A 25,274-nucleotide genomic window follows, 5' to 3' on the forward strand; every position below is an offset into this window, starting at 1 on the left:
AGACACCTCATGCACCGCACAGGAGACGCCAATGGTGACCACAACCAGCTAACCGCCTGACCTCAAACACAGAACTGAATACCGAGCCGAAAGCACAAACGGCTACACCACTACACGGGACTTGACCCAACGGCCTCGTCTTCACCGCCCGCCTAGCAGGACGCAAAGGTGGGCGAAACGCCTTTGAAAAAGTCCTCACCACCAACAAAATCCAACAGAAAAACGGCCGACCAGGCCATCCCCAAACTCAAGGAAAAATCGAGCGCTTCCACCAAACACTCAAAAAATGGATCAACGCCCGACCACCCGCTAAAACCGTTGCTGAACTGCAGAAACTCCTTGACGAATTCCGCGACTACTACAACACCACACGCCCCCACAAAGCCCTAGGCCGACGCACCCCACACCAGGCCTATACCACCGGCGAAAAAGCCAGCCCAGCCCACAACCCGACACAAGAATGGCGCACCAGAAACGACGTCGTCTGGGACAGAAGGCAAAACCACCGTGCGCTACGCCGGCAAACTCTTCCACCTAGGCATCGGCCGCAAATGGAAGAGAAAGAAAATCCTCATGGTCATCGCCGACAACCACGTCATCACATCACTAGCCGAAACCGGCGAAGTCATCACCGAACACTACATCGACACCAGCCGCAACTACCAAAAGCCCTACTGGAAACAAGGAGACCCACCCCTAGGCCCAGAATAAGAAGAAACCGGCATCCCAAAACAAAAAGAAACTGAGATGCCGGTTTGTCAACGATGTCGCGACTCACCTGTCAAGCATGTCGCGACTCATGACAGAATGCGACCTTGACGGGACTTGAACCCGCGACCTCCGCCGTGACAGGGCGGCGCGCTAACCAACTGCGCCACAAGGCCAAATGAATTTTTTAAACCAACACAAAAGTGTTGGTACCCCCAACGGGATTCGAACCCGTGCCGCTGCCGTGAAAGGGCAGTGTCCTAGGCCGCTAGACGATGGGGGCCCGTCGCTTTTGGCGACTTCTAGAAATATACTGGAGACAACGCTAAGAAACAAAATCGCTCCGTTAGAAGGAGTTTTACCCATGAACGAACAGCACAAAACCTGTTCCTGCCACGAGCCAGATGTACACGGCTATAACGCGGACAGCAAGAGTAAAGCACGTTATCTGGCGCGTCTGAAACGCATCGAAGGCCAGACGCGCGGTATTCACCGCATGGTCGATGAGGACCAATACTGCATCAATATCATCACCCAAATCTCTGCGGTGACCTCCGCACTGGAAAACGTCTCCCTGACGCTTCTAGAGGACCACATAGAACACTGCGTAGCCGGTGCAGCAGCCGAGGACGGCGAGGTGGCTAAGGAGAAGCTAGCGGAGGCTATGCATGCTATTAAAAAGCTCGTGAAAAACTAGAATAAGAGCCGTACGCACTCGGTTCCTGATGTGGGCCCTGTGGCGCACGAATTTATAACTTTCCGGACATGGATTGCATGCAGATGCAATGACCCGGCAGACCCCCGCGTGGGCGTGTTCACCTGCACCTGCGACTGCCTGGTGATCTGCGTGGCAAAAACCCCGCTATCGGCACGACCACCCCAGTCCCCGGCGCGCAGCCACACGGTCTATAACTCCCACCGTTACCGCATAATTACTAGGTACCACTCGCCTAACTTTCGGTTCACCCCATCGTTCGATGGAACCGCTACGAGTTTTAAGGCCTAGCAGAATGACCTCTTTTTCCCCACCACACGCACCCCCAACAGCAGAAGCATATGCAACACCCGCGCAGGCGGACGTCACCAAGTAGCAGCGGTCCCGCCGCCGTGAGGGACTGCTCCTCATCCTCGCTCTCCTGCTCGTGAGCATCGCGATGAACTTCGCCAACGGCTCCTACTTCCTGGCCGACCCCGGCATTCTCGGCGTCAATGCGGGTGCGGGCTTCGCCGGCACTCTCGTCCTCGCAGGTATGACGCTGGGCGCGGTACTTACGGGACGCACAAGCTTCCTCCCCCTCATCGGCCCCGCCACCTTCGATGCGGTTCGACACTGGGGTGTGGGTTCCACCACGGATGTGACCCTCGGGGATATCCTCAGCGCCCTGCCGTTCCTTACGGTGGCATGCTTCTCTCTCTGGCGCTGTCGTAATCCCTCAACTCCATTGCGCTTGGCGACGTTCTCGCGGCATCGCTCGGCACGAAGGTGGGACGTACCCGCGTGCTTAGCCTCATTGCCCTCACCCTGCTCGCGGGTTCTGCCCCGACACTGACCGGTGGCATTAGCTTCGTAGGTCTGATGGTTCCGCATGTGGCGCGGTGGTTCGTAGACCCTGATTAGCTGTGGTTCATTGCTACTCCGCCCTGGCAGCGCCCGTGCTCATCCTCGTCGCCGATACTGTGGGGCGCATCGTCGCACTCCCCGGCGAGGCCGAAGCCGGCATCATCACCGCCCTCATCGGCGCGCACGTTCTCATCGCCCTCGTACGCAGAAGGAAAGTGAGTGGACTGTGAAAGAGACACAGCCTCAGCAGATATCCCCCGGCTATCGCAGTCTTACGCTGCACTCGCGCTGGTTTTCACATCGCATCCCGGTGCGGCTCGCCGCGACCAGCGCAGTGCTTTCCTCCCGGCCATCACCTTGGCCTTAATCTCGCTCACGCTCGGGGGAGTACCACCTCTCCTCCCCAGAGGTACTTCACGCGCTCGGCATCGATGGCGATCTCGGCGGTATTTTTGGAGCTCTGCTGGGCATAGGCGGCGCAATCTTCCAATCACTACCCGCAATCCCCTGGGTTGCCCGGACATTATCGGCTTTGATGCCGGCTCCTACACCGCCGTGACAATCACCGTTCTGGCGCTCGGATCGACGAGCTACTGGGACTGACGGGTGCCGCTCTCATCGGCGGCACACTCACCGCCCTGGCGGTCTATGTGCTGGCATGGCGACGTGGCGTACAGAGCTTCCGACTCATCATCGTGGATATCGCTATGTCCGCCGCCCTCGGATCGCTGAACTCCTACCCCATCACCCGCGCGCTGGAAGAGGATGCCATGGTTGTCGTTTTTGGGCGGCGAGCTCGATTACCAGGATAAAGTGGCAGGGACTCATCCCGGTGCTCATCCTGGGCGCGTTCGTCTTTGTGGCGGTTGCACTGCTTGCCTCCTCCCTGCACACGATGGAGCTGGGCGACGAGGCCGCTACCACGCAGGGCGTTCGGGTGCAGCGCACCCGCCCCTGCCCATGGTCGGGAGCGTAGCGACAACCGCGCTCACCGCCCAGCTCATGGAGGATGTCTTTGACCTGTGGTGCCTAGTAGTACCCGATCCGGCAACGGGCGCCCCCTCGGTGGCACGACCCAACTCGCGAGCCTTTGCCGATTAGTCATTTCCATGAAAGATACCACCCATATGGGGTGTTTTTTCTTTTCATAAAGAACCGAATAAAACCCAAAGAAGCACGTATAAGCCGAATTATCTCCACCTATGAAATGGAGTGATTTTTGTCACATCTAAAATTAATGTTGTCCAGAGCACATATTTGATAGCGTAAGGCTCAGTTCAGCCAAACCCCTTGCCGTGAAATACGCGGCACTGTTTTTGTAGGAAAGGATTCTCTCATGCGCCGTTCCATTCTGCGCACCACCGCAGCTTTCTTTGCCGCCGTCGGCCTCACGGTCTCTGCCGCCACCATCTCGACCGCCAATGCCGCCCTCTCCAGCAAGCCCGCCCCGGCGGCGTCCGAAAGCCCTGTCCTCCCCTGGACGGATATGGGACCGCACGGCCCCTACGCCAAGGACTTCATCAACGGCATGGCCAAGCAGGGTCTAACGGAGAACCTCACGCCCCCGAGCGCCAATATCGCCTGCACCCCTGCCCCCGGAGAGAATCCCGTCGTGCTCCTGCACGGCATGAACTCGAATGCATACCAGACATACGCGGGCATGTCCTCGAAGCTAGCCGAGCTTGGCAAGTGCGTGTACGCCTTCAACGTGGGCAAGATGCCGGGCACCCTCACCCCGGATGGAAGCTCTCTCATCGGTAGCGTGCCCATCACTCGCGCCATGGCTCCCTTCGAGACCTCCTTAGCGCAGTTCACCGACTACATCAACCGCCTGAAGGAACAGACCGGCGCCACCGAGGTCGACCTCGTGGGGCACTCTGCTGGTGCCACCATCGCCACCGCCTACGCCAAGCAAGAGCAGGGACACGGCGTCGGCACCATCGTATCCATCGCGGGCGTGCTGCACGGCACTTCCCTGCTAGGAGTTTCCTATGCTCTAGAAAAGCTCAACGCCCTGAATGGTTTCGGCGATAACCTCATCACCCTGGCCGTAAGCCCCAGCACCCGACAGTTGCTGCAGCACAGCGACTACATGGCGCAGCTCAACGAGGGCGGGATTGAGGTTCCCGGCGTGCGCTACGCCTCCATCTCCACCCGCTTCGATGAGGCCGTGACCCCGCTGGCCGCGAGCCAGTTCACCTCCCCTGAAGCTACCAACCACGTGCTGCAGGACGGATGCTCTCTGGATGCCTCCGAGCACCTGGGCATCACGTACTCCCCGCGCGCGATCGCACTGACCGCTAATGAGCTGGGTCGCAACGTCGAGGTGCCGTGCACCCCGGTAACTGGTTTTGTTGACGGTGGCTCCTCTATGGGTGCCGACTGGCTCTCCAGCATGGATACCATCGTGAACCCCATCGCGGAGGGTTCCTCCAAGTTCTAGGGGCGGTCCTTCACCCCATATAGCTCCTCTACTCCTTGCAGTTCATCGCGCCGGGACGCGAAAACTGCAAGGAGTTTTGTGTGTCATGGGCAGGACACCAAGAACTACTATCTAGAACAGTGGCGGAACATCCCGGTTACACAGATCACAGATCATCCCTATACTGCGGGCATTCGCGGTACGAGCAGCCGTGCGCCGCTGCATCACACTGCGCGCCCACCACGCCCCGTGTGCGACATGCCCACCGCGCTCATCAGGTTCCGTGGTGTTAGTGCTCCCGCCGAGCCCGTCAATGCCAATGCGGTCGAGGTACTCCGCCAGCCCGTAGGCCGTGCCATCGCCCAGTGCGTTTTCACTAAGTGATATCCCCTCCTGCGCCGGGCTCAATGGTTAGAATGTGGTCGCCCGTGGTCTTGAAGTGAAACAGCAAAGCAGGGTGACTGTGCAGGCACCCAGCATTCCGCCCGAAGTACCATGCTGCACCTTGTTCATGACCGCTGCAGCCGGTGATTCTGTAAAAAGGCTCACTACTTCGTGAAGCTATCCTTAATGGAGTCCAGAAAGATCTGTGCGGAGTAACAATCTAGGCGGAAAGTCGACGCCGGGGTGTAGTACACCTGGTCGCTCTTATACGCCTCGGTGGAGTTGAAGGCCGGATCTTCCTTGATGAACTCCTTGTTCTTATCGGCGGCAGCAATAACGATCCAGAACTTACCCAGCAGCCCCTTCTGGATGTTCTCCAACGAGAGCTTAATGGTGTCGGGGGCGTAGTTCACGACGTTTTCGATCTTCGGCTCGGCGTTCTCCCAGAGCTTGGCGAGGTCCTGCTCCTCGGCTTCCTTCGACCGCTGCTCGCAGAAGCCCTGACCATCCGACAAGCCAGCACTATAGGGAACGGTCGCGGCAGATGCGACTACGGGAGCGTCAATAGCCAGCAGGAAGCCGGTGAGGGTGGTGTGGAGGTCGAGACGATGCGCTCGGGCTTCGAATCCAGCGTCAAAACCCCGCCATCGGTCTCGACAGTGCGCGGCCACAGCCCTTCATCACGGCCGGAGAAGTTATCCCACGAGGCTGAGGAATTTGAATCGTTAGAAGTTCTGGAATCTCTGGAGCTGCAGGCCACCTGACCGAAGCCAAGGGTCAGCGCTGCGCCCACGGCCACAGCAGCCCTTACGAAATCCCGAAAAATTACCGAGGGGTCTGGCACTCAGCGCATCTGGATGTGCTGCTACGCGCAGCCGAGGCTCGCGCGGATATTCCCCCTACTGCAGTTCTCTTCTCTGCGCCTGCTGATGTCGCCCACCGCAACGAAATCCTGCAGGCACAGGAGCGCGGCGATGCCCTCCTCATCAAGGAACTCCTCCCCTGGACGCTGCGCTTCTCCGCTGTCCCCTCGCCCGCACACCAAATTATTACGGGGCATCCTCCGGCGGGCACGACTGAATGTGGTGGCACAGGGGCATCATCGATACCCTCCGCTGGTTCAACACGCAAAAACCGGCACCCCAGAACAAAAACAACTGAGATGCCGGTTTGTCAACGATGCCGCGACTAACCCGTCAAGTATGTCGCGACTGGTGACAGATGTGGGCCCTGTGGGGATCGAACCCACGACCTGCGGATTAAAAGTCCGTAGCTCTACCAACTGAGCTAAAGGCCCAACGAGGCTCTATATTAGCGTGTTGACTTTTAGATCTCCTAATTGGGTGTATTCGTCTGAGTCCTTCGCTGAACAATACCCGCACAAAACGGAAGGAGGGCCTCCCAGCTGGAACGCCCTCCCCTTAATAGCCCGGTCAGTATTAACCGCGCATGTCACCCTTTTCTAGGAAGTTAACCTGGAAATCGAAAGCGGTCTTCAAGTCATGCGGGGTGTGCTGGAACCTGTTTTTCTTCGCACGGTCGTAGTACTCCTCCAGCAGCGGACGGTAGTCCGGATGAGCCACGGCTATAATCTTCTCTACACGCTGCTTTGGAGCCAAGCCACGCAGGTCAGCCACCCCGTACTCGGTGATGATGACCATGGTGTCGTGCTCCGTGTGGTCCGTGTGGGACACAAACGGAACCAGAGCGGAGATGGCACCATCCTTCGCGACGGACGGGGACACGAAAGTGGAAATGTAGGCGTTACGGGTGAAGTCACCAGAGCCTCCGGTGCCGTTCATAATACGAGAACCGGACACGTTGGTGGAGTTGATGTTGCCGTAGATATCTCCCTCAATCATGCCGTTGGAAGAGATCAGACCGACGCGGCGGATAACCTCAGGGTGGTTAGAAATCTGCTGCGGGCGCAGAATGATGTGTTTGCGGTAGCGATCGGCCTCGGCGTTCATCTTTTCGGCGTACTCCGGCGACAACGCGAAGGAGGTTGCAGAAGCCACGGTCATCTTGCCGGCATCGATAAGATCCAGCATGCCATCCTGGATAACCTCGGTGTATGCCTGAATGTTTTCGAACTTGGAGTCCAAAAGGCCAGCCATCACGGCGTTCGGCACGTTGCCCACGCCGGACTGCATGATGAATTTGTCGTACTCGAGGCGGCCTGCAGCTACCTCACCTTCCAAGAATTCGATGAAGTTAGCAGCAATCTTCTCAGAGATCTCGTCCGGCGCTCGGAATGGAGCGTTGCGGTCGGGAGCGTTGGTCTTCACGACTGCCACGACCTTGTCCTTAGGTATCTCCATGTAGGTGGTACCGATGCGGTCACCCGGCTTGTTAATGGGGATGGGCTGGCGGTTAGGCAGCTTTTCGATACGGTAGATATCGTGCATACCCTCGAGGTTCTCGGACTGCCACTCGTTAATCTCGATAATGATCTTATCTGCAGCATCAACGAACTCGAGGTTATTGCCCACTGCGGAGGACGGCACGATATTGCCTTCCTCGGTGATGCGTACGGCCTCGATGATAGCCACATGGAAGTCACCGTAGAAGCCTTCTTCTACCTGCTGGCCTAGGTGGGACAGGTGGATATCCTGGTAGAGCGCGGTACCGTCGTTGAATTGCTTGCGCAGCACGGGGTCGGAGTTATAGGGGGAGCGGAAGTTAATCGCCTCTGCCTCTGCCAAAACACCATCGCAGTCCGGGGCAGTAGAGGCACCAGAGAATAGGTCAATCTTGAACTCTTCGCCCTTTTCGTGCAGCGCCTTCGCCTTATCTGCGATGGCGGTAGGAACACCCTTAGGGTAACCGGCACCGGTGAAGCCGGAGATGCCTACGCGGTCACCATTGTTGACGTACTTCGCGGCTTCTTCTGCAGAAACTACGAGCTTTTCAAACGGGGCGTATGCGATTCTATCGGACAACTGTTATCCTCCTTTATCTGCGAGTAGACCGGGGCTACGGCCAACCCAATTTAGTTACACAGACCACAGTAGCGAAAACTAACGTTTTTTCCACCATCATTGTGTGATCTCAACCCCAATAATGGGATCCCACAGTAAGCGCCACCTGTGCCCTAGTTGCTAAATTCCGCCGTTAACAAGCACAATTAGGGCGTGAATTTGCGCATTGGAAATTACGACCTCTCCTCCCCCGTCATCCTCGCCCCCATGGCGGGGGTAACCAACGTTGCCTTTCGCACGTTGTGTCGGGAGCAGGAACTAGCCCGCACCGGAACGGTGTCGGGCTTGTACGTCTGCGAGATGGTCACCGCGCGCGCCCTAGTGGAGCGTAACGAGAAAACCATGCACATGACCACCTTTGCCCCCGATGAAGATCCGCGTTCCCTACAGATATATACGGTGGATCCGGAATATACTTATAAGGCCGTCAAGATCATCGTCGATGAAAACTTAGCTGACCACGTCGATATGAATTTCGGTTGCCCCGTTCCCAAGGTGACCAGGCGGGGCGGCGGCTCTGCCCTTCCTTATAAGCGCCGCCTATTTGGCAATATCGTCTCCGCTGCCGTCAAGGCCACTGAGGGTACGAATATTCCTGTAACGGTGAAGATGCGCGTGGGCATAGACGATGAGCACCACACCCACCTCGATGCCGGGCGCATTGCCGCAGACTGCGGTGCGGCCGCCGTGACCTTGCACGGTCGAACGGCCGCGCAGCGTTACTCCGGCGAGGCCCGGTGGGATGAGATCGCCCGCCTTAAGGAGCACCTCGCGAATACCGGTGTTCCGGTGCTGGGCAATGGCGACATTTTCCGCGCCGATGACGCCTGCCGCATGATGGAAGCCACCGGTTGTGACGGTGTGCAGGTGGGCCGCGGCTGCCTGGGCCGACCGTGGCTTTTCGCAGCATTGGGCGCTGCCCTGCGCGGCGAGTCCATCCCTGCCGAGCCTACCTTGGGCCAGGTCACCCAGGTCATTATGCGTCATGCGGAACTGCTAGCGAAGCATGAGGGCGAAGAGCACGCGGCCCGGGACATCCGCAAGCACGTTGGCTGGTATCTGCGCGGGTTCCCCGTAGGCGGGCAAGTGCGCGCTGGCCTGGCCAAGGTCGATTCCCTAGAGCGCCTGCGCGAATTGTTGGCACCGTGGGCGGATTCTGCTGCTGTAGCTGCCGACGCCGAAGGTGCACGCGGGCGCCAAGGCTCCCCCTCCAAGGTCGCGCTTCCCGATGGCTGGTTGGATGACCCCGAGGATGAATTCGTTCCGGTCGGCGCGGATATTTATAATTCCGGCGGCTAGATACGCGGAGGTGTGACTCAGCGAGCATTTGCGCGGTATGTGAGCTATCATTTCCTGCATGCGTACTGCCTACCGTGAGCATCTGGACAACTTCTCGCACGACCTCATCGTCATGTGCGATATCGTCCGCACCATCATGGATAAGGCCTCCCGAGCGCTGCTCGATCGCGCCCTAGAACCCGCGGAGGAAGCGCTTAGCCTCACCGAGGAACTCGATGAAATACGCTCACGCTGCTCCGAACGCGCAGTAAAGCTTTTGGCGCTGGAAAATCCCATGGCCCAGGATTTGCGTCAGGTGGTCTCTTCCATCTACATCATTGAAGACCTCTTCCGCATGGGCCAGCTGGCTCAGCACATTGCCGACTCCGCCCGCCGTCGCCACCCAGAGGCCGTCGTACCCAATAAATACCTCGGTTTCATGGAAGAAATGTTCCGGTTAACCCAGGATATGGGTGCGGTAGTGCACGATATTTTGGTCACCCCGGATGCAGAGCTGTCCGTCAACGTCCGTTCGGACGATGACGCAGTGGACGATATCAACCACCACCTACTGCGCATCCTCACCCAGCGCGAATGGGACGGAACGGTGCGCCAGGCCGTAGAGACGGCGCAGATTACCCGCTACTACGAGCGGTACGCCGATCACTGCGTCTCCGTGGCTGGGCGGATCATTTATTTTGCCACCGGCCTTTTACCGGAAGAGTTTGAAAAGAAGCTCCAAGAGGATCAAAAAGACGCCGAGTTCGAGGCCCGCATGAGCGAATTAGAGCGCCAATTCCGCCGCTAAGACACACATATGAGGCCACCGCGAACGGCTTAAATGCCATAATGGGGAGGTACCTCCCTGCGCTGGAGGCACCTCCCCTTCTCGGACAATCAGGCGCTACTTTTATCCGAAGCGGCCAGAAATGTAGTCTTCGGTCTCCTTCTGGGAAGGGTTCTCAAAGATGCGGGTGGTTTCATCGAACTCCACGAGGTGCCCCGGCTTGCCGGTGGCTTCCAGCGAGAAGAATCCGGTCTTATCGGACACGCGGGCGGCCTGCTGCATGTTGTGGGTCACGATGACGATGGTGAAGTTTTCCTTTAACTCATGGATGAGATCCTCCACGGCCAGGGTGGAAATCGGGTCCAGCGCGGAACAAGGCTCGTCCATCAGCAATACTTCCGGTTCCACTGCAATCGCGCGAGCGATGCACAAGCGCTGCTGTTGACCACCGGAAAGACCGCCGCCCGGCTTATCCAGGCGGTCCTTGACCTCATCCCAGAGGTTGGCGCCGCGCAGGGACTGTTCGGCGACTTCCTTGAGTTTCTTCTTATTTTTTTCGCCAGACAGCTTCAGGCCGGCAACTACGTTGTCCTCAATGGACATCGTGGGAAATGGGTTGGCCTTCTGGAAAACCATGCCGATGGTATTGCGCACGGACACAGGATCTACCTTGGGGCCGTAGATATTGGTGCCATCGAGCAGGATCTCGCCCTTGACGGATGCACCAGGGATAACCTCGTGCATGCGATTCAAAGTGCGCAGCACGGTGGATTTACCGCAGCCAGACGGACCGATGAAAGCAGTAACGGCTTGCGCTGGGATCTGCATATTGACGTTCTGTACGGCGTGGAAATCACCATAGAAAATATCGACGTCGTTGAGCTCGAGCTTAGACATTGTGGAGTTTTCTCCTCTTGTGGAAGTGTGTGAGTGGCGGAATCGTGTGCGGCTATTTCTTGACAGAGAACTTCGCGGAAATTACGCGCGCCGCAATGTTGAGGATGGCTATGAGGATGACCAGCGTCAGCGCTGCGCCCCACAGCTTATCCAGCACGGCAGGCTGGGCACCGGCCTTGTACATATCAAGCATCATCAGCGGCAGCGAAGACTGCGAGCCTTTGAACGCATCCCAGTTAATCACCGAAGAGGAACCAACCAAGACGAGCACCGGGGAAGATTCACCCATCACACGAGCAATGGCCAGCATGATACCGGTGACGATGCCCGATAGGGCCGTTGGCAGCACGATGCGTGCAATGGTCTTCCACTTGGGCACGCCCAGCGCATAGGAGGCCTCGCGCAGATCCATGGGAACCACTCGCAGCATCTCTTCGGTATTGCGTACCACGATGGGGATCATCAACAGGACCAAGGATAGGGCGACGGCAAAGCCAGAACGGCCAAAGCCGAAAAGCGTGATCCACATGGCGAAAATGAACAGCGCCGCCACGATGGAAGGCACACCGGACAGGATATCTACCATGAAGGTGGTGGTGCGACCGAGCCAGCCACCCTTGGAATATTCCACCAAATAGATGGCGGTAAAGATGCCTATCGGTATGGACAGGAGGGAAGCCAAAGCGGTTTGGACAAAAGTACCGACGATGGCGTGAGCGGCACCGCCGCCTTCTGCACTATTCATCACACCGCGCTGGGACAGCGTCCACCAGTCAGCGGAGAAAATCACGCCGCTGCCGCGCGAGATCAGCTCCCAGAGTACCCAGATCAAAGGGAGCATCGCCAAGGCCATGGCGCCCCATACGACGACGGTGGCAACACTATTGGCTGCCTTACGCGCGCCAGAAATTTCCAGGAAGGTTGCCCCACCAGCGGAGGCGGGCTTGTTATTTGTCGTAGTAGTCATTGTTGTCCTTCCTTACTTGTTCTTCACGATCGCGCGGGCAATGGCATTGACCACGAACGTCAGCAAGAACAGCATCAAACCAGCGGCGATATACGCACCAGCGCGCGTCTCATTACCGAACTCGGCGGCAGCGAGGGCGATGGCCGTGGCGAAGGTAGTACCGCCATCGAAAAGGGAGAAACGGAAATCCACCAACGGCGAAACCACCATGTACAGAGCCATGGTCTCACCCAATGCACGGCCCAAGCCCAGCATGGAGCCGGCGACATAGCCGGACATACCGAAGGGCAGGACGGTCATACGGATAACTTCCCAGCGCGTAGCGCCAAGAGCCAGTGCTGACTCGATCTGGCCCGGCGGCGTTTGCACGAAGACCTCACGTGCGGTAGCGGCGATAATCGGCAAAATCATCACTGCGAGCACGATGCCACCGGTAAAGAGGTTGCGGCCGGTAGCAAAGGCAGGCGAGTTATCGTACAGGGTAAACAGGAAGAAACCGCCGGCCCACGATTCAATCCAAGTGTAGAAGCTGGACAGAGCTGGGCCGAGGACCTGCCAACCCCAAAGGCCATAGACGATGGATGGCACGGCGGCCAGCATGTCCACCAAGAATCCCAGCGGCTTAACCAAGCGTGCCGGGGCGTAGTTGGACAAGAAGATGGCAATCGCAAGTGCGACTGGCATAGCCAGAAGCAGCGCGAAGACCGAGATGAGGATAGTCGTTCCGAACATAGTCGGGATACCAAACTTCATCGCGGAGGTATTGGTGGTCTCCCAGCGCTCGCCGTAGGTGAAAAAGCCCAACAGGCCATTCTCGTTGACGCTAAGTGCAGGGACGGCACGCCAAATGAGGAAGACGGCGATCGCCGCGATCATTACGGTGATGAGCGTGGCAGAGGCAGTGGAGAAGAATTCGAAAATGCGGTCACCGGGGCGCTTAACGGAGTTACCGGAGTTAGAGGTAGCCAAGTCATGCTCGTTATCGCCACGGGTATGGGGCTGTTCGATGCCAGAAACGGGCAGCGTCTCTGCAGTCGATGCCTGGGTGAGATTATTGTCTGCCATGAGACGTTTTAATCCTTATTTTAAGTGGAAGCAAGGGACATGCGATGTACATGCCTGCGCCCCCAAAGCACGTCTCGAAGAAGGCAGTGGGGGCGGGCGGAACGTTAAATCACGAGGTAAAACGCGGTCACGTCTTACTGCAACGCGTCAACAGCGTTCTTCAGGCGGTCAAGGTGGTCACCCTTAACTGGGATGAAACCCTGCTCTGCCAACTGGTCATCCTGGTGATCCAACACGCTAGTGAAGAATCCCTTAACCAGTTTACTGGTCTCTTCATCGTAGCCAGCGGAGCAGACGATGTTATAGGTGGTGAGGATCAGCGGATATGCGCCCTCTGCATCGGAAGCGAAGAGAGCCTTGGAGTCAACGACCATGTCGTTCTCGGAAGCGGTGTCCTTGAATACCAGGTTCTCCAGAGCCTTGTTGACGGTCTCGTCATTCAGCTCGACTGGGCCATTGCCAAAGTCAATCTTTGCCTTCTTGACGCCGTCAGATTCCTTCTGGTCAGCAAATCCGGCCTCAACGTAGGTGATAGCACCCTCGATGTTTGCTACCTGGTCAGCTACGCCAGAGGAACCGTTTGCGCCTTCACCTACGGAGTCTGGGAACTGCTTGCCTTCACCATCCCATTTACCGGTAGACGCGCTCAGGAACTTCTGGAAGTTATCGGAAGTACCAGACTCATCAGAACGGAAGATGACATGAATGTCAGTGTCCGGCAGGTCTGCACCATCATTATCAGCGGCGATCGCTGCGTCGTTCCACTTCTTAATCTCTCCCTTGAAAATCTTGACTAGAGTTTCGGTAGAGAGGCTGATTTCCTGGTCCCCCAGGTTATAAGCGATGGCGACCGGGCCGATGGTAGAAGGAAGGTGCCATGCATCGTTGCCATCGCAACGCTCCTTGGCAGCCTCAATCTGGCCGTCACTTTCCTTGAGCGGGGAGTCGGACCCAGCGAAGTGTGCCTGACCGTTAATGAAAGCCTCAACGCCCTTACCCGAACCGGAAGCGGTGTAGGACAGGTTTGCGTCTGGGTTATCCGCTGCGAAGGCGGTGCCGAAGTACGACATTGCGTTCTGCTGGGAGGAGGCACCCTCACCAACAATCTCGCCAGCGACGCCGCTGCCCTCGGAGGAACCCGAGGAGCCAGAGCCGGTGTCCTCAGAACAAGCTACGAGAGCAGTAGAGCTGGCGGCCAGGAGGCCAAAGATAGCGGCAGAGTGCTTAAAATTGCGAATCACGGGAAAACCCTTTCCGGTGCAGATTAGAGATTGATTGTCCGAGGAAACCGCCTCCCCATCAACGGGGATGTACTGCCTAGCGGCAGCCACCTGCATCCCACGTCCGCTAAACGTGATGCGGGATGCAGATACGCAGGTGCGATTTTCTCACAACCAGTGAACCTAATCGAAGGAATTAACTAGCAGGGTTACTTAAGGTAAACACTTCATGAACAAGCTAGAAAGTTAACGCGAGCTTAATCACACTGGCCCCAAACAACGTGCTCTTCATCAACGCAAAAGCCCAGCCGCTTGTAGGCCTTCAGTGCCGGCTCATTATCCGCTTCCACGTATAAAATAACCCGCTGAGCTCCCTTTTCTACCATGCGTTGCAACCCAATTTGCAGCAACGGTCCGCCCAATTTCCGGCCACGATACGCCTCTGCAAGGCCCACGACGTAGACTTCACCGAAACCGGGATCTTCCTCCTCGTGCCACTTGGCCCAGTGGAAACCGGCAAGGACCGGGTGCCCCTGCGTGTTCTCGTCCCAAAAGAACAAAACGTCTCGGGGATCGAGCCAGTCAGCTTCCATGCCGCGATGCAGGCGCTCTAAATCCCAACCGCCTTGCTCTGGGTGCCAAGAAAAAGCCTCATTATTAACGCGCAGCCATTCCTTATCCACGGTGTCCTTGCCCCATTTGTCCACCGCCTCGCTGTAATCGACGGCCTGCAGCGGCAGCACGCCTACGTGGGCAGCGCTTTCTAGGTCGCTGCCATCGATGCTCATAACCACGAGGGTGCGGGTAACAGTAAGGGCCCGGGAGCTAGCCAGAGCCTGTGCCGGTTTGCCGTTGCCATGCGCCCAAATTTCGAGGTTAGTGGTGGCGTGAGCGGTGGCATCATACAGCGCGGTGCCATAACCCTTGCCGCGATAATCTGGAGCGATAAAAAGCTCCGCAGTGGAATCCTTGCGGCCCGATACGCCAATCGGATTACCGTCGATCCAGGCCACCAAGTGCTCGTGGTGCAGGCGCTCATCGCGCAAGCCGTTAAGGAATTGCTCCGACAGCGGGGCGATACCATCGGCCTTTTCTGTAAGTGCTGCGAGCTCTTCCAGGGAGCTCGCCAGTTCTGGGGAGGCGGGGAGGTTTTCTTCGGTGATATTCATGGTGCTCATAATACGTAGGCTAAATTTGAGGGTGTGAGTGTAGTCAAAGTCGACCGGCGCATCGTGCACGCGCTCATCGTGGCGGGCGTGGTCATTGTCGCCTGGGTCGCCGATGCCTGCGTGGCCATGCATTCTGAGCACAGGATTGCCCAGCAGGTAAAGGAAAACTCCAGGCTGGAAAACTCCCCACAGGTTTATATTGGCGGGACCCCGTACCTGTGGGCGGCAGGCTCTAAGGAAATCCCCTATCTGCAGGTCAAGGCGCTGGATGTAGAGGTTCCCAAGCTGGGCATGGTCAACGCCTCGACCGTGCTGCGCGATATCACCGTCACCCCTGAGCAGGTGCTAAGCGGCGATATCGAAGGCGCGCCCGTATCTACCTATTCGCGCGGCATTTCCCTGGACGGCGTGGCACTGGGGCGTCTTTTGGGTATTACCGATCTCTCTATTGCCAATCCGGATGATATTTCGCCTTCCGGCGGCGTTTCTGCCAAGGCAGAGCTTACCGGCACCTTGCCGGGCGATAAGGAGAAGTCCACCGCCCTGGTCACGCTGCGCCTAGTGGGCCCGGAGTTCCGCATGGAGGTCTACGGCACCGATGATCCGCGCCTGCAGGAGGCGTTTTCCCTCAACTTCACTACGCGCGAGCTCCCACTGCCGGCGCAAGCGACCATGGTGAGGCTGCAGGGCGGCACCATCTACTTTGAGGTTCAGCGCCGCAATATCAAGGTCCAGATGGCCCAGCTATCCCCTCTAGAAATCGAGGGCTCGGAGCAACGGGCCGTCAAGGAGGCCGAAAAGAAAGCGGCCGATACCGCCAATAAGGTAGGCCCTGCACCAAACGAGGATAAATCCTAACGAAGACGAATAAAGTCCCGCAGCACTTCCTGCACGGAGCGCTGTAGCACCTGCCGCCCCTCCTGCGGCGCGTAGACCTCGATGGCATCAGCCACAGAGGTCAGCGTCACGTGGCGGAAGATTCCTTCGAATTCGCCATCGGCCTGGAAGCGCTGCGGGGTACGGCACTCAAGCTCAACACGCTGGGCATCATCAAAACCCAAGGTCTTTTCCTTCACCAGCCGTTTGAGCAAGCCTTGCTTATCGGCGCCAAACAGGTGCAGCAGGCCGATGACCCCGCGCATGCCGCTTAGTTTTTCTAACCCAAAAAGCGCCAGGCCCTCGTCGAAGGAATTGTGCGGGTTGGTCACCACCGGCAAGGGGCCCAAGAAGGTCCAGGGGTTGGTATTAGACGTAAACAGGAGCGGGATATCCTGCTTATGGAGCATATGCTTGCAGCGGGATTCCGCACATACCGTAATCTGCGGCGGGTTGCGGCGCGCCCGCAGCCAGGCCCGAATGGCCACGTTGAGATAGCGCAGCGGGGTGGCGGAAAAGCCTTGTTCGCGGGCGCGGTCCACGCGCGCGAGAACATCCGCGTCCATACCGAAGCCGGCATTGACGGCAAACCAGCGTTCATTCCACGTGCCGAGATAAATGGTGCGGCGCAGATCGTGCTCTAGCGAGCGGGCCAAAACATGGGTGGCCTCGACTGGAGTACTAGGAAAGCCGAGGGCACGGACGAAGACATTCGCAGACCCGGTGGGAATGACGGCGAGCGCCGGTACCTCGTGTCGGCTGGGGGTATCGCCACCGGCCGGTCCCAGCAGACCATTGACAATCTCATTGACGGTGCCATCACCACCTACGGCAATGATGACATCATAATCGTCCACGGTCAGACCGCGGACAATGTCTTCTGCATGCCCTGAATAGTGGGTAAACTTCACCAGCAGGTGCATCCCTGCTACGGCCCGCAGGACGGGCACGATTTCGCGAAAGATCCCGTGGGATTGCGAAGTCGAATTGGGGTTGGAAATCATCAGCGCACGCACAACGGCCCAGCCTAGTAGTTAAAGCACCCCTGGCACGACTAGGCTGGACGCACATGAGCGAAAATACCAGCAACTCTACTACCCCTAACGTCGAAACCGCCGCCGCGTCCCACCCGGAAAACACCTCCGGCGCGCTCAACGGCAATGATGCGGTCAACCGGGCCGCCGAGCAGTGGAAGGATGCGGCCAACCACAATATTCCTGCCATCGAGCTGGGCGATGTCCCTATCCCCGCAGATACCGCTAACCTGCGTCAGGGCCCATCGCTCCACGATGGCCTGCTGGGACTCCTCCCCCTTGTAGGCGTCTGGCAGGGCGAGGGCCAGGCCCACGACACCGACGGGAGCGAATACACCTTTGGCCAGCAGCTGGTCATCGCCCACGACGGCGAGAATTACCTAACTTTTAGCTCGCGCACCTGGAAGATCGATGCTGAGGGCAAGCCGCAAGGCCCATCTACCCGCGAAACCGGTTTTTGGCGTATCTCTGCCAAGGATGAAATCGAAGTCACCTACACCTCTTCTACCGGCATCGTGGAGATCTTTTACGGCGAGCCCTTCAACGAGCGCGCGTGGCAGCTCGAATCCGCCTCCACCATGGTCACGGAGACCGGCCCAAAGAACCTGGGCCCTGGCAAGCGCATGTACGGTCTCATGCCCAATAACAACCTAGGCTGGGTAGATGAGCGCATGGTCGATGGTGAGATGCGCCCCTACATGTCCGCTGAGCTTACCCGCATCGCCGGGTAAAGAACTGCCTAAGCCCCTAGCGCAGCATCGATCAGGCCCCGGATTTCTTTCTCGTTATCCGGGGCTTTTAGCGTTTTCTCATTTAATTTAGTCACCCGTACCGCCACACGTACGGAAGAGACCAACCACACCGAATCGGACTTTTCCAGGTACTCCACCGTCAACGGCTTGGCCTTGCAGCGATAGCCGTGTTCTTGGGCGTAGTCAAAGAGCGCTGCCTGCGTGGTACCAGGCAAAATGCCGCGGCCGGCGGCGGTACGCAGCTTTTTTCCTCGCACCGCCACCACGGTAGAGGTAGCACCTTCTAAGATTTCGCCGGTATCCGGGTCCGTCAGTATGAGGTCGTCATACCCTTTGTCTTTAGCTATGCGCAGCATCGCCATCGTCGCGGCGTAGTTGAGCGTCTTAGCCGGTAGCTCTCCGGCCACATGCCACAGGCGCGGGGTCGTCAGGACGGTAACACCGGTAGAGCGTTGGTGAAGGGGGACATCACCCAGCGGCTGCACCGTCACCCACGCGCTAGGCACGCCGGTGGCGGCCCGGCCACGAGTATAGGTCCACGTGCATTTGGCATCCGGAAGATTAGTATCGGTACCGTAATAATCCGCAATCGCCAGCCGAGTCGCCTCTTCCCACTTATTCGTCGGCGGTTCCGGGAGGTCGAGCGCCCGCGCCGAATCGCGAAAGCGCTGCGCGTGGCGGGTAAGGTTGGCCGCCTTGCCGCCGCGGACCAGCAGCGATTCAAAGATGCCATCCCCGCGGGTCACGGCGGCATCATCGGCATAGACAAGCGGCAGGGAGGGAGAATGCTTGCGTACCGATCCACCGAAGGGTTCCACGACGTAGATGACTGACTCTTTTCGCGGGGAGGGTTTCATACACACGATTATGCCCTACCATCGGTAGGTGTGAGTTATTCTTCGCCACTTCTGCAACGCGCCGGTGCCGCCGAGCACCAGGACGCAACTGTACTCGATGCCCAAGGTGTGGCCTGGCACTACGGCAATCCCCTTGGGGAGCAGCGTGCGGCCGAAACGGGAACTATCGCCATCGACCGCTCGCAGCGCCGCGTACTGCGCGTCAGCGGGGCTGATGCGCCAGGTTTTCTTAATAACCTGCTGTCACAAAAGCTTGATGATGTCCCCTCTGGTTTCTCCGCCGGCACCCTCGACCTGGATACCCAGGGCCACATTGTCCATCACATGGATATTACCCGCGTCGGCGATAATTTTTACCTCGATCTCCCCGCCGCGCAGTTCGAATCCGCCCGAGATTTTTTCACCAAAATGGTCTTTTGGTCTGCGGTCACGATCGAAGAAGCCGACATTGCAATCATCACAATGCTGGGTAAGTCCAATATTCCTATCCCACCCACCGTGACCTTTTCCCGCGAAGTGCAGTGGTTAGGTACTAAGCGTGTTGACCTAGGCATTCCGCGCGCAAAGTTGGTGGAAACCATGGCCATGTTGGAGACAGAGGGTGCGCAACTAGCCGGGCTTATGGCCTTTACCGCCGAGCGCGTGCGCGCCCGGGAGCCGGAGCTTGCTGCCGATTTAGATAAGAAGTCCATCCCGCACGAAGTTCCGCAGTGGATTAGCCGCAGTGAAACCAATCCCGCCCATGTGCACCTGAATAAAGGCTGCTACCGCGGCCAGGAAACCGTAGCCCGCGTGGAGAACCTAGGCCGCTCCCCCCGTCTTTTGGTGCTCCTTCACTTGGACGGATCCGCGCCAGAGCGGCCCACTGTGGGCGATGACATTACTTTCAATGGGCGTAAGGTAGGTCGCATCGGAACCGTCGTTGATGACTGCGACTTCGGCCCCATCGCTTTGGGGTTGGTAAAGCGCTCTGCCTTAGATGCAGGCACAGTGGAGATCGGCGATACCGCGGCGTCGATTGACCCGTCCTCTATCCCCGAAGATGAGGGCCCCAAGGCCGGGCGCGCGGCGGTAAACCGGCTGCGCGGGCGGTAGATTTTCCACTCATCGGGGGCCGGTGCGGAATTTTTTCATCACACACGCTATTGTGTCTTACAGGAAGATACATCATTGACAAGCCGATGGGGCGCCCAAGAATCCCTGGAGCGCCCTACTAGCCCAAGGGGGTCATGCACATGGGACGCGGACGCGCTAAGGCAAAGCAGACCAAAGTTGCACGCCAGCTCAAGTACAACTCACCCGATATGGATATCGAGTCCCTTCAACGGGAACTCGCTGCTCAACAAGAGGGTGACTCCCACGACTATGAAGAGGATGATCCCTACGCCGAAGAGGATGATCCCTACGCCGAGTATGTCGGCGGATGGGATATGGACAACGAGGACGAGCGCTAATCTTCCGCTCGAAGAGCGCCAATCTTCCGCTCTTAGAGTAGTTGTGAAAAAGGCCTTAGGTTTTTAACCTAAGGCCTTCCTCTTGTACCTCTGTACTAGAAGTTGGAGTGTTCCCCGTGCATGATAACGCGTGGTTGTTCACCGTCTGCTGCGCGGACGCTGCCCAGCTCCCACGCATCGATATGGCGGGCGGTAAGCATGGCTAGGGCGCGGTCGCGATCCTCCGGATTGACCACGGCAATCATGCCCACGCCCATGTTGAAGGTTTTTTCCATCTCCGCCAGCTCTACCTTGCCCACGGACGAGATGAGTTTGAAGATCTGACCCGGATTCCACGTGGAGCGGTTGACCTCGGCACTCAGGCCCTCCGGGATAACGCGCTCCAAGTTGCCGGCCAACCCGCCTCCGGTGACGTGGCAGAAGGTGGATACGGAGCATTCCTGCGCCAGAGCCAGGCACTCTTTGGCGTAAATGCGGGTGGGCTCCAAAAGCTCCTCGCCTAGCGGGCGGCCAAGCTCTTCCACATAACCGTCTAGTGGCATTCCCGCTTGTTCCAGCAAGACGTGGCGCACGAGTGAGTAGCCGTTGGAGTGCAACCCGGACGAGCCCATGGCAATGAGCACATCGCCCTCGCGCACCTTTTCCGGGCCCAGCACTCCATCGGCCTCAACCACGCCGACGGCGGTGGCAGAAACATCATATTCGCTCTCCCCCATCATGCCGGGGTGTTCGGCCGTCTCACCGCCGAGCAGCGCAGCACCCGCCTGCACACAGCCCTCAGCGATACCCTTGACTATCTCGGCCACCTTTTCCGGCACGACCTTGCCCACAGCGATGTAGTCCTGCAGGAATAGCGGCTCGGCGCCGCAGACAACAAGGTCATCGACACACATGGCAACGAGATCGATGCCAATGGAGTCATGCTTATCCATAGCCTGCGCTACGGCCAACTTCGTGCCAACTCCATCGGAGCCAGCAGCGAGAATCGGTTCTTTGTATTCGCCCAGCTTGAAAAGCCCCGCAAAGCCGCCAAGGCCACCCATAACCTCCGGGCGGGTGGCGCGCTTGGCATGTGGGGCGAACAGGCTTACCGCGCGGTCGCCTTCTTCGATATTCACGCCGGCTGCGGCGTAGGAGTTGTCACTCATGTTCTTAGAAGTTCCTTAGACGTTTTTATTTGGTTCCGAGCAGGGTGCGCACGGCATCGGCATGGGGGTTTCCGGTAGGAAGACCTAAAGCGTACTCGCCCGAGAAGCAAGCGGTACACAACTCAGAGCGAGGCTGCTCGGTGGCGGCGACCATTTGATCGATGGATACAAAACCCAGGGAATCGGCGCCGATGGTCTCGCAGATGGTGGAGCACATCTCGTCCGGATCATCGGACGGGTTGGCATTGGCGATGAGCTCGCCGGGCGAGGCGAAATCGATGCCATAAAAGCATGGCCACTTCACCGGCGGGGAGGCGATGCGCACGTGGACCTCGGCGGCGCCGGCCTCGCGCAACATGCGGATGAGTGCATGCTGGGTATTGCCGCGCACGATGGAATCATCTACCACGACAAGCTTCTTGCCGTCGATGACCTCGCGCAGCGGGTTGAGCTTTAGCCGAATGCCCAGCTGGCGCAGCGTCTGCGTGGGCTGGATAAAAGTGCGACCCACATACGCATTTTTCACCAGGCCGTGGGCGAAAGTGATGCCGGATTCACGGGCGTATCCCACCGCGGCCGGGTTGCCGGATTCCGGCACGGGGATCACCAGGTCGGCATCCTCGACCGGGTATTCGCGGGCCAAGCGGCGGCCGATGTCTACGCGGGAGGCGTTGACGGAGCGGCCCTTGATATCGCTATCCGGGCGGGCTAAGTAGACGTATTCGAAGACGCAGCCACTGCGCTGGGTGGGCGCGAAATGTTCAGATCGGATGCCGGCCTCATCGATGGCCACGAGCTCGCCCGGCTCAATCTCGCGAATAAATTGCGCACCGCAGATATCTAGCGCACATGTTTCGGAGGCAACGACCCACCCCTTGGCCAGCCGACCGAGCACCAACGGTCGCACGCCCTGTGGGTCACGCGCGGCATACATGGTGTGGCCATCGGTAAAGGTCAAGCAGAACGCGCCCTTGACCCGCGGCAAAAGTTCGCAGGCAGCGTCAAAGACAGAGGTGGTGTCATCCACGCCATCGGCAAGCAACATGGACAAACACATCGAGTCAGACACCGATTCCTCATACGGCTTAATCAAGCCGCGCTCGACGGCCTCTGCCCGCAGCTCGAGGTAATTGACCAGATTGCCGTTGTGGCCCAAGGCAATGTCCACACCCGTAGAAGAAGTGGAGAACATCGGCTGCACATTGGACCATTCCTTGCCACCGGCCGTGGAATAGCGTGTGTGGCCCACCGCCACGTTGCCGGTCAAGGAAGAAAGGATCGATTCATCGAAAATATTGGCCACCAGGCCCATGTCTTTAAAGACAACGATGCGGTCATCATCGCCCACCGCAATGCCCGCGGCTTCTTGCCCGCGGTGCTGGAGAGCAAAAAGGCCAAAGTAGGTAAGTTTCGAGACTTCCTCCCCGGGAGCCCAGACGCCAAAGACGCCACACTCTTCGCGGGGTTCCTCCTCGTTATGATCGTCAAGGTCAGTGATACTAGGAGTATGTACTTCTACCACGGCGTTTATATTAGCGCGTTGGACCGTCGAAAACTAACGGAATAATGGGTAGCCACTGTGCAATCTCGCCTGCACGCGCCCCGGAAGCATCGACGCGACCGGTGTTTATGGCTTCGTCCCAGTCCATGACACCGGTGGCCAAACGCAGCCAGGTCTCCGCATCCATTTCCACCACATTGGGTGGGGTGCCGCGCGTGTGGCGGGGACCTTGAATGCACTGCACCGCAACAAACGGGGGTACGCGCAACTCCACTGAGTGCCCGGGCGCATCGGCTTCGAGGATGCGGGCGGTGCGACGTACGGCATCAGCAAGCAGAGCCCTGCCTGGCTTTTGGTGCCCATCTGGGTCCTGAATCCACTCTTTGATGGTGATGACGGCCGCGCGCGTGGCGGCAGGATCTACGGGTTTAGGCATAGCCACAGCATAGCTACCGTTATCTTGTTGTTTATGCCACCGTGGCCTATATTGGCCTGGACCGCGACGGCCAGCCGCTGACCGCGCGCACCTTCACCCCACGGACCGAAGAAGACCTCCGCTTGGCTGAGCACGCCAATATCCTGCGTGAACTGCGCGGCGAATATTCTTTGAAACCGCTCATCGTGGCGCCGCACCACCAGCACGTGGGTTAAATTTTCAGCACAATTTCTCATGCGCGGCGCTTGCGCACCAGCCTGCTATTACATTGGTTATAGGGACCACGCTAGAGAAATGAGTTGATATGTCTTACCCACGCCTGCACCACAGGGTGCAGTACTCCGCCGCTTTAGTTGCCTCCGCATTGCTGTTGGCCTCCTGTCAGAACCCGGCCAACCGGGAAGATAAAGATACGGCCTCTGCTACACCAACGACCACATCTTCTTCTACTTCCATGAAAAAGACCTCAGAAGCATCTTCCACTACATCTAGTTCTCATTCCGCTACCAGCGCCAACAGCTCCGCCACAAGCTCTTCCACCACTTCCGCTAAGCCAAGTGGCTCCCATGCCACGCAGCGCTCCGAAATCGAGGGACACGTGGTGGTGCTTTCTACCGGCGGCACCATCGCCAGCACCCACGATGACAAGGGCGCGGTGGTGCCCACCGTTAAAGGCTCTGATCTGGTAGACCCGCTGTACTCCGAGTTCGACAGGGACAAGCTGGAACTTGAGGTCCAAGACATTGCCAACCTGGATTCTTCTGCGATGACCTTGGCTGATACCGATAAAATCATTACCGCCGTACAGGAGCACCTAAAGCGCGATGATGTGGATGGCGTGATCGTCACCCACGGCACCGATTCGATGGAAGAAACCGCCATTGCGCTCGATACTTTCCACAACAGCGATAAACCCGTCGTACTCACCGGTGCGATGCGCCCGTTCGATGACGATGATCCAGACGGCCCGGAAAACCTCGCTGCCGCGGTGGAAACTGTCACCAACCCGGACTATGCCGGCCACGGCGCATTTATTGCCTTTGGTGGCAAGGTTATCCCCGCCCGCGGCGCATTCAAATCGGATACGGAAAAAGCCGATGGTTTCGCGACCAATAGCCAGGAGAAATTCCCTGAGCGCCCCGAGCCGCTGAAGTACGCTCCCCTGAGCGATGTCCGCGTGGACATCATTACCGCCTACCCCGGCGCCCCAGCGGATCTCATAGAGCAATCTTTGGCCAAAGGCGCGCAGGCCATCGTCATTGCGGGCATGGGTTCGGGCAATATCGGCCCGGATTTGGCCAACGCCGCCATGGAAGCCGCCAAGTCCGTCCCAGTCGTGCTCACTAGCCGCGTGGATCACGGACCTGTCGAGGGTATCTACGGCGGCGCCGGTGGCGGTGCCACGCTTGCCGATGCCGGCGTTATCCCCTCCGGCAACCTCCGCGCACCCCAAGCCCGCATGTTGCTTGCAGCCGCAGTTGCCACGGGAACGGATGCGCACAAGCTCTTTCCTACTGCAAAATAAGGCCGAACGCTTTAACACAACGCTGAAAGGAGGAGAGCATGGCTGAAATTTTGGACGTTGGATACTACATCACTAAGTGCCTTCCCCACGTGCACAAGCTCAAGCTGTACAAGCTGTGCTACTTCTCCCAAGGCTAGCAGGTAGCGGGGACTGAATATCCCTGGCCAGTGCCCTATATCCCTGGTAGGCAATCCGCAAAACTCAGCAACTATGAAGAGCCCGACCCCGAAAAGTGGACACATCGGGGGTCGT

The 25,274-nt window shown here is 58.3% G+C and carries 23 protein-coding genes, 3 tRNA genes and 4 pseudogenes; 14 read left to right on the plus strand and 16 right to left on the minus strand.

Features of this window, described 5'->3' with window-relative positions:
• Positions 1 to 128 precede the first annotated feature (128 nt).
• Positions 129 to 711 (plus strand): annotated as a pseudogene (locus tag D9V82_RS09800) (integrase core domain-containing protein); the annotation flags it as partial.
• A gap of 99 nt (positions 712 to 810) precedes the next feature.
• On the opposite strand, the gene D9V82_RS09805 reads toward D9V82_RS09800, so the two are convergent.
• Both D9V82_RS09805 and D9V82_RS09810 read right to left on the minus strand, forming a co-directional pair.
• Positions 811 to 884 (minus strand) — tRNA-Asp (locus D9V82_RS09805).
• 31 nt (positions 885 to 915) lie between these two features.
• Positions 916 to 991: transfer RNA gene (locus tag D9V82_RS09810), tRNA-Glu, on the minus strand.
• Positions 992 to 1,072: 81 nt separating this feature from the next.
• Between D9V82_RS09810 and D9V82_RS09815 the strand changes: the two genes are divergently transcribed.
• From D9V82_RS09815 to D9V82_RS09830, 4 genes and pseudogenes are all read left to right on the plus strand, one after another.
• Complete coding sequence (locus D9V82_RS09815) at positions 1,073 to 1,405, plus strand: metal-sensitive transcriptional regulator (protein WP_121912214.1); 333 nt, start codon at positions 1,073 to 1,075, stop codon at positions 1,403 to 1,405.
• 484 nt (positions 1,406 to 1,889) lie between these two features.
• A pseudogene (locus D9V82_RS13005) lies at positions 1,890 to 2,499 on the plus strand (FecCD family ABC transporter permease); the annotation flags it as partial.
• Positions 2,500 to 2,919: 420 nt separating this feature from the next.
• Positions 2,920 to 3,245 (plus strand): annotated as a pseudogene (locus D9V82_RS12725) (iron chelate uptake ABC transporter family permease subunit).
• 360 nt (positions 3,246 to 3,605) lie between these two features.
• Positions 3,606 to 4,712, plus strand: coding sequence for an esterase/lipase family protein (locus tag D9V82_RS09830; protein WP_234461303.1), 1,107 nt, complete (start codon positions 3,606 to 3,608; stop codon positions 4,710 to 4,712).
• Between the two features lie 111 nt (positions 4,713 to 4,823).
• Here D9V82_RS09830 and D9V82_RS12050 read toward each other — a convergent pair whose 3' ends face one another.
• Positions 4,824 to 5,099, minus strand: coding sequence for a hypothetical protein (locus D9V82_RS12050; RefSeq protein WP_147446176.1), 276 nt, complete (start codon positions 5,097 to 5,099; stop codon positions 4,824 to 4,826).
• A 140-nt stretch (positions 5,100 to 5,239) separates the two neighbouring features.
• Positions 5,240 to 5,590, minus strand: a complete 351-nt coding sequence (locus D9V82_RS09840) for an ABC transporter substrate-binding protein (protein WP_200443853.1) — start codon at positions 5,588 to 5,590, stop codon at positions 5,240 to 5,242.
• Between the two features lie 344 nt (positions 5,591 to 5,934).
• Between D9V82_RS09840 and D9V82_RS12055 the strand changes: the two genes are divergently transcribed.
• The gene (locus D9V82_RS12055) at positions 5,935 to 6,267 is read left to right on the plus strand and encodes a hypothetical protein (RefSeq protein ID WP_147446198.1); all 333 of its coding nucleotides are present in this window, start codon (positions 5,935 to 5,937) and stop codon (positions 6,265 to 6,267) included.
• 32 nt (positions 6,268 to 6,299) lie between these two features.
• On the opposite strand, the gene D9V82_RS09845 is transcribed toward D9V82_RS12055, so the two are convergent.
• Both D9V82_RS09845 and D9V82_RS09850 read right to left on the minus strand, forming a co-directional pair.
• A tRNA-Lys gene (locus tag D9V82_RS09845) sits at positions 6,300 to 6,372 on the minus strand.
• A 142-nt stretch (positions 6,373 to 6,514) separates the two neighbouring features.
• Positions 6,515 to 8,017, minus strand: a complete 1,503-nt coding sequence (locus D9V82_RS09850) for an acetyl-CoA hydrolase/transferase family protein (protein ID WP_121912217.1) — start codon at positions 8,015 to 8,017, stop codon at positions 6,515 to 6,517.
• 192 nt (positions 8,018 to 8,209) lie between these two features.
• Between D9V82_RS09850 and dusB the strand changes: the two genes are divergently transcribed.
• Together dusB and phoU are read left to right on the plus strand one after the other, a co-directional pair.
• The gene (gene dusB / locus D9V82_RS09855) at positions 8,210 to 9,355 is read left to right on the plus strand and encodes a tRNA dihydrouridine synthase DusB (protein WP_121912218.1); all 1,146 of its coding nucleotides are present in this window, start codon (positions 8,210 to 8,212) and stop codon (positions 9,353 to 9,355) included.
• A 58-nt stretch (positions 9,356 to 9,413) separates the two neighbouring features.
• Positions 9,414 to 10,142 carry a phosphate signaling complex protein PhoU gene (phoU, locus tag D9V82_RS09860; RefSeq protein WP_121912219.1) on the plus strand — a complete coding sequence of 243 codons (729 nt, stop codon included), beginning with the start codon at positions 9,414 to 9,416 and terminating at the stop codon, positions 10,140 to 10,142.
• Between the two features lie 102 nt (positions 10,143 to 10,244).
• Here the strand turns inward: phoU and pstB are convergent, their stop codons facing one another.
• From pstB to mshD, 5 genes are all read right to left on the minus strand, one after another.
• Complete coding sequence (pstB, locus tag D9V82_RS09865) at positions 10,245 to 11,018, minus strand: phosphate ABC transporter ATP-binding protein PstB (RefSeq protein WP_005279626.1); 774 nt, start codon at positions 11,016 to 11,018, stop codon at positions 10,245 to 10,247.
• A 52-nt stretch (positions 11,019 to 11,070) separates the two neighbouring features.
• Positions 11,071 to 11,985 carry a phosphate ABC transporter permease PstA gene (gene pstA, locus D9V82_RS09870; RefSeq protein WP_121912220.1) on the minus strand — a complete coding sequence of 305 codons (915 nt, stop codon included), beginning with the start codon at positions 11,983 to 11,985 and terminating at the stop codon, positions 11,071 to 11,073.
• Positions 11,986 to 11,997: 12 nt separating this feature from the next.
• Positions 11,998 to 13,050, minus strand: coding sequence for a phosphate ABC transporter permease subunit PstC (gene pstC, locus D9V82_RS09875; RefSeq protein ID WP_121912221.1), 1,053 nt, complete (start codon positions 13,048 to 13,050; stop codon positions 11,998 to 12,000).
• A gap of 134 nt (positions 13,051 to 13,184) precedes the next feature.
• Positions 13,185 to 14,291, minus strand: coding sequence for a phosphate ABC transporter substrate-binding protein PstS (pstS, locus tag D9V82_RS09880; RefSeq protein ID WP_121912222.1), 1,107 nt, complete (start codon positions 14,289 to 14,291; stop codon positions 13,185 to 13,187).
• Positions 14,292 to 14,527: 236 nt separating this feature from the next.
• On the minus strand, positions 14,528 to 15,439 hold the full coding sequence (mshD, locus tag D9V82_RS09885) for a mycothiol synthase (protein WP_183129446.1): 912 nt from the start codon (positions 15,437 to 15,439) through the stop codon (positions 14,528 to 14,530).
• 33 nt (positions 15,440 to 15,472) lie between these two features.
• Here mshD and D9V82_RS09890 point away from each other — a divergent pair, with 33 nt between their 5' ends.
• Positions 15,473 to 16,297: an LmeA family phospholipid-binding protein gene (locus D9V82_RS09890; protein WP_167449786.1), complete on the plus strand. Its 825-nt coding sequence runs from the start codon at positions 15,473 to 15,475 to the stop codon at positions 16,295 to 16,297.
• Here D9V82_RS09890 and D9V82_RS09895 read toward each other — a convergent pair.
• The gene (locus D9V82_RS09895) at positions 16,294 to 17,319 is read right to left on the minus strand and encodes a diacylglycerol/lipid kinase family protein (protein WP_183122456.1); all 1,026 of its coding nucleotides are present in this window, start codon (positions 17,317 to 17,319) and stop codon (positions 16,294 to 16,296) included. The genes D9V82_RS09890 and D9V82_RS09895 overlap by 4 nt on opposite strands.
• 65 nt (positions 17,320 to 17,384) lie before the next feature.
• Between D9V82_RS09895 and D9V82_RS09900 the strand changes: the two genes are divergently transcribed.
• Positions 17,385 to 18,080: a heme-binding beta-barrel domain-containing protein gene (locus D9V82_RS09900; RefSeq protein WP_121912226.1), complete on the plus strand. Its 696-nt coding sequence runs from the start codon at positions 17,385 to 17,387 to the stop codon at positions 18,078 to 18,080.
• Positions 18,081 to 18,088: 8 nt separating this feature from the next.
• On the opposite strand, the gene D9V82_RS09905 is transcribed toward D9V82_RS09900, so the two are convergent.
• Positions 18,089 to 18,958 (minus strand): aminodeoxychorismate lyase, encoded by an 870-nt coding sequence (locus D9V82_RS09905; RefSeq protein ID WP_121912227.1) that lies wholly within the window; start codon positions 18,956 to 18,958, stop codon positions 18,089 to 18,091.
• A gap of 30 nt (positions 18,959 to 18,988) precedes the next feature.
• Here D9V82_RS09905 and ygfZ point away from each other — a divergent pair, with 30 nt between their 5' ends.
• On the plus strand, positions 18,989 to 20,053 hold the full coding sequence (gene ygfZ, locus D9V82_RS09910; protein ID WP_121912228.1) for a CAF17-like 4Fe-4S cluster assembly/insertion protein YgfZ: 1,065 nt from the start codon (positions 18,989 to 18,991) through the stop codon (positions 20,051 to 20,053).
• A gap of 140 nt (positions 20,054 to 20,193) precedes the next feature.
• Positions 20,194 to 20,412, plus strand: a complete 219-nt coding sequence (locus D9V82_RS09915) for a DUF3073 domain-containing protein (RefSeq protein WP_183122455.1) — start codon at positions 20,194 to 20,196, stop codon at positions 20,410 to 20,412.
• 95 nt (positions 20,413 to 20,507) lie between these two features.
• Here D9V82_RS09915 and purM read toward each other — a convergent pair whose 3' ends face one another.
• The 3 genes from purM to D9V82_RS09930 are packed head-to-tail and all read right to left on the minus strand — an operon-like array spanning position 20,508 to position 23,497.
• Positions 20,508 to 21,560, minus strand: a complete 1,053-nt coding sequence (gene purM / locus D9V82_RS09920; RefSeq protein ID WP_121912230.1) for a phosphoribosylformylglycinamidine cyclo-ligase — start codon at positions 21,558 to 21,560, stop codon at positions 20,508 to 20,510.
• A gap of 25 nt (positions 21,561 to 21,585) precedes the next feature.
• Positions 21,586 to 23,082: an amidophosphoribosyltransferase gene (purF, locus tag D9V82_RS09925; RefSeq protein ID WP_121912231.1), complete on the minus strand. Its 1,497-nt coding sequence runs from the start codon at positions 23,080 to 23,082 to the stop codon at positions 21,586 to 21,588.
• A gap of 10 nt (positions 23,083 to 23,092) precedes the next feature.
• Positions 23,093 to 23,497: a sterol carrier family protein gene (locus D9V82_RS09930; RefSeq protein ID WP_121912232.1), complete on the minus strand. Its 405-nt coding sequence runs from the start codon at positions 23,495 to 23,497 to the stop codon at positions 23,093 to 23,095.
• A gap of 29 nt (positions 23,498 to 23,526) precedes the next feature.
• Here D9V82_RS09930 and D9V82_RS09935 point away from each other — a divergent pair.
• Positions 23,527 to 23,712: pseudogene (locus D9V82_RS09935) on the plus strand (acyl-CoA thioesterase); the annotation flags it as partial.
• Between the two features lie 239 nt (positions 23,713 to 23,951).
• Positions 23,952 to 25,022: an asparaginase gene (locus tag D9V82_RS09940; RefSeq protein ID WP_375231826.1), complete on the plus strand. Its 1,071-nt coding sequence runs from the start codon at positions 23,952 to 23,954 to the stop codon at positions 25,020 to 25,022.
• The last annotated feature ends 252 nt before the right edge of the window (positions 25,023 to 25,274 follow it).

This window comes from Corynebacterium macginleyi, from assembly GCF_003688935.1.
Lineage (GTDB): Bacteria > Actinomycetota > Actinomycetes > Mycobacteriales > Mycobacteriaceae > Corynebacterium > Corynebacterium macginleyi.

Excerpts from the sequence above, each read along its gene's own strand:
- phoU (WP_121912219.1), top strand. The coding sequence starts at position 9,414 with ATGCGTACTGCCTACCGTGAGCATCTGGACAACTTCTCGCACGACCTC.
- purM (WP_121912230.1), bottom strand. The coding sequence starts at position 21,560 with ATGAGTGACAACTCCTACGCCGCAGCCGGCGTGAATATCGAAGAAGGC.
- pstB (WP_005279626.1), bottom strand. The coding sequence starts at position 11,018 with ATGTCTAAGCTCGAGCTCAACGACGTCGATATTTTCTATGGTGATTTC.
- D9V82_RS09930 (WP_121912232.1), bottom strand. The coding sequence starts at position 23,497 with ATGCCTAAACCCGTAGATCCTGCCGCCACGCGCGCGGCCGTCATCACC.
- D9V82_RS09940 (WP_375231826.1), top strand. The coding sequence starts at position 23,952 with ATGAAAAAGACCTCAGAAGCATCTTCCACTACATCTAGTTCTCATTCC.
- D9V82_RS09815 (WP_121912214.1), top strand. The coding sequence starts at position 1,073 with ATGAACGAACAGCACAAAACCTGTTCCTGCCACGAGCCAGATGTACAC.
- D9V82_RS09895 (WP_183122456.1), bottom strand. The coding sequence starts at position 17,319 with ATGATTTCCAACCCCAATTCGACTTCGCAATCCCACGGGATCTTTCGC.
- pstA (WP_121912220.1), bottom strand. The coding sequence starts at position 11,985 with ATGACTACTACGACAAATAACAAGCCCGCCTCCGCTGGTGGGGCAACC.
- D9V82_RS09915 (WP_183122455.1), top strand. The coding sequence starts at position 20,194 with ATGGGACGCGGACGCGCTAAGGCAAAGCAGACCAAAGTTGCACGCCAG.
- pstC (WP_121912221.1), bottom strand. The coding sequence starts at position 13,050 with ATGGCAGACAATAATCTCACCCAGGCATCGACTGCAGAGACGCTGCCC.
- D9V82_RS09900 (WP_121912226.1), top strand. The coding sequence starts at position 17,385 with ATGAGCGAAAATACCAGCAACTCTACTACCCCTAACGTCGAAACCGCC.
- mshD (WP_183129446.1), bottom strand. The coding sequence starts at position 15,439 with ATGAATATCACCGAAGAAAACCTCCCCGCCTCCCCAGAACTGGCGAGC.
- D9V82_RS09905 (WP_121912227.1), bottom strand. The coding sequence starts at position 18,958 with ATGAAACCCTCCCCGCGAAAAGAGTCAGTCATCTACGTCGTGGAACCC.
- D9V82_RS09830 (WP_234461303.1), top strand. The coding sequence starts at position 3,606 with ATGCGCCGTTCCATTCTGCGCACCACCGCAGCTTTCTTTGCCGCCGTC.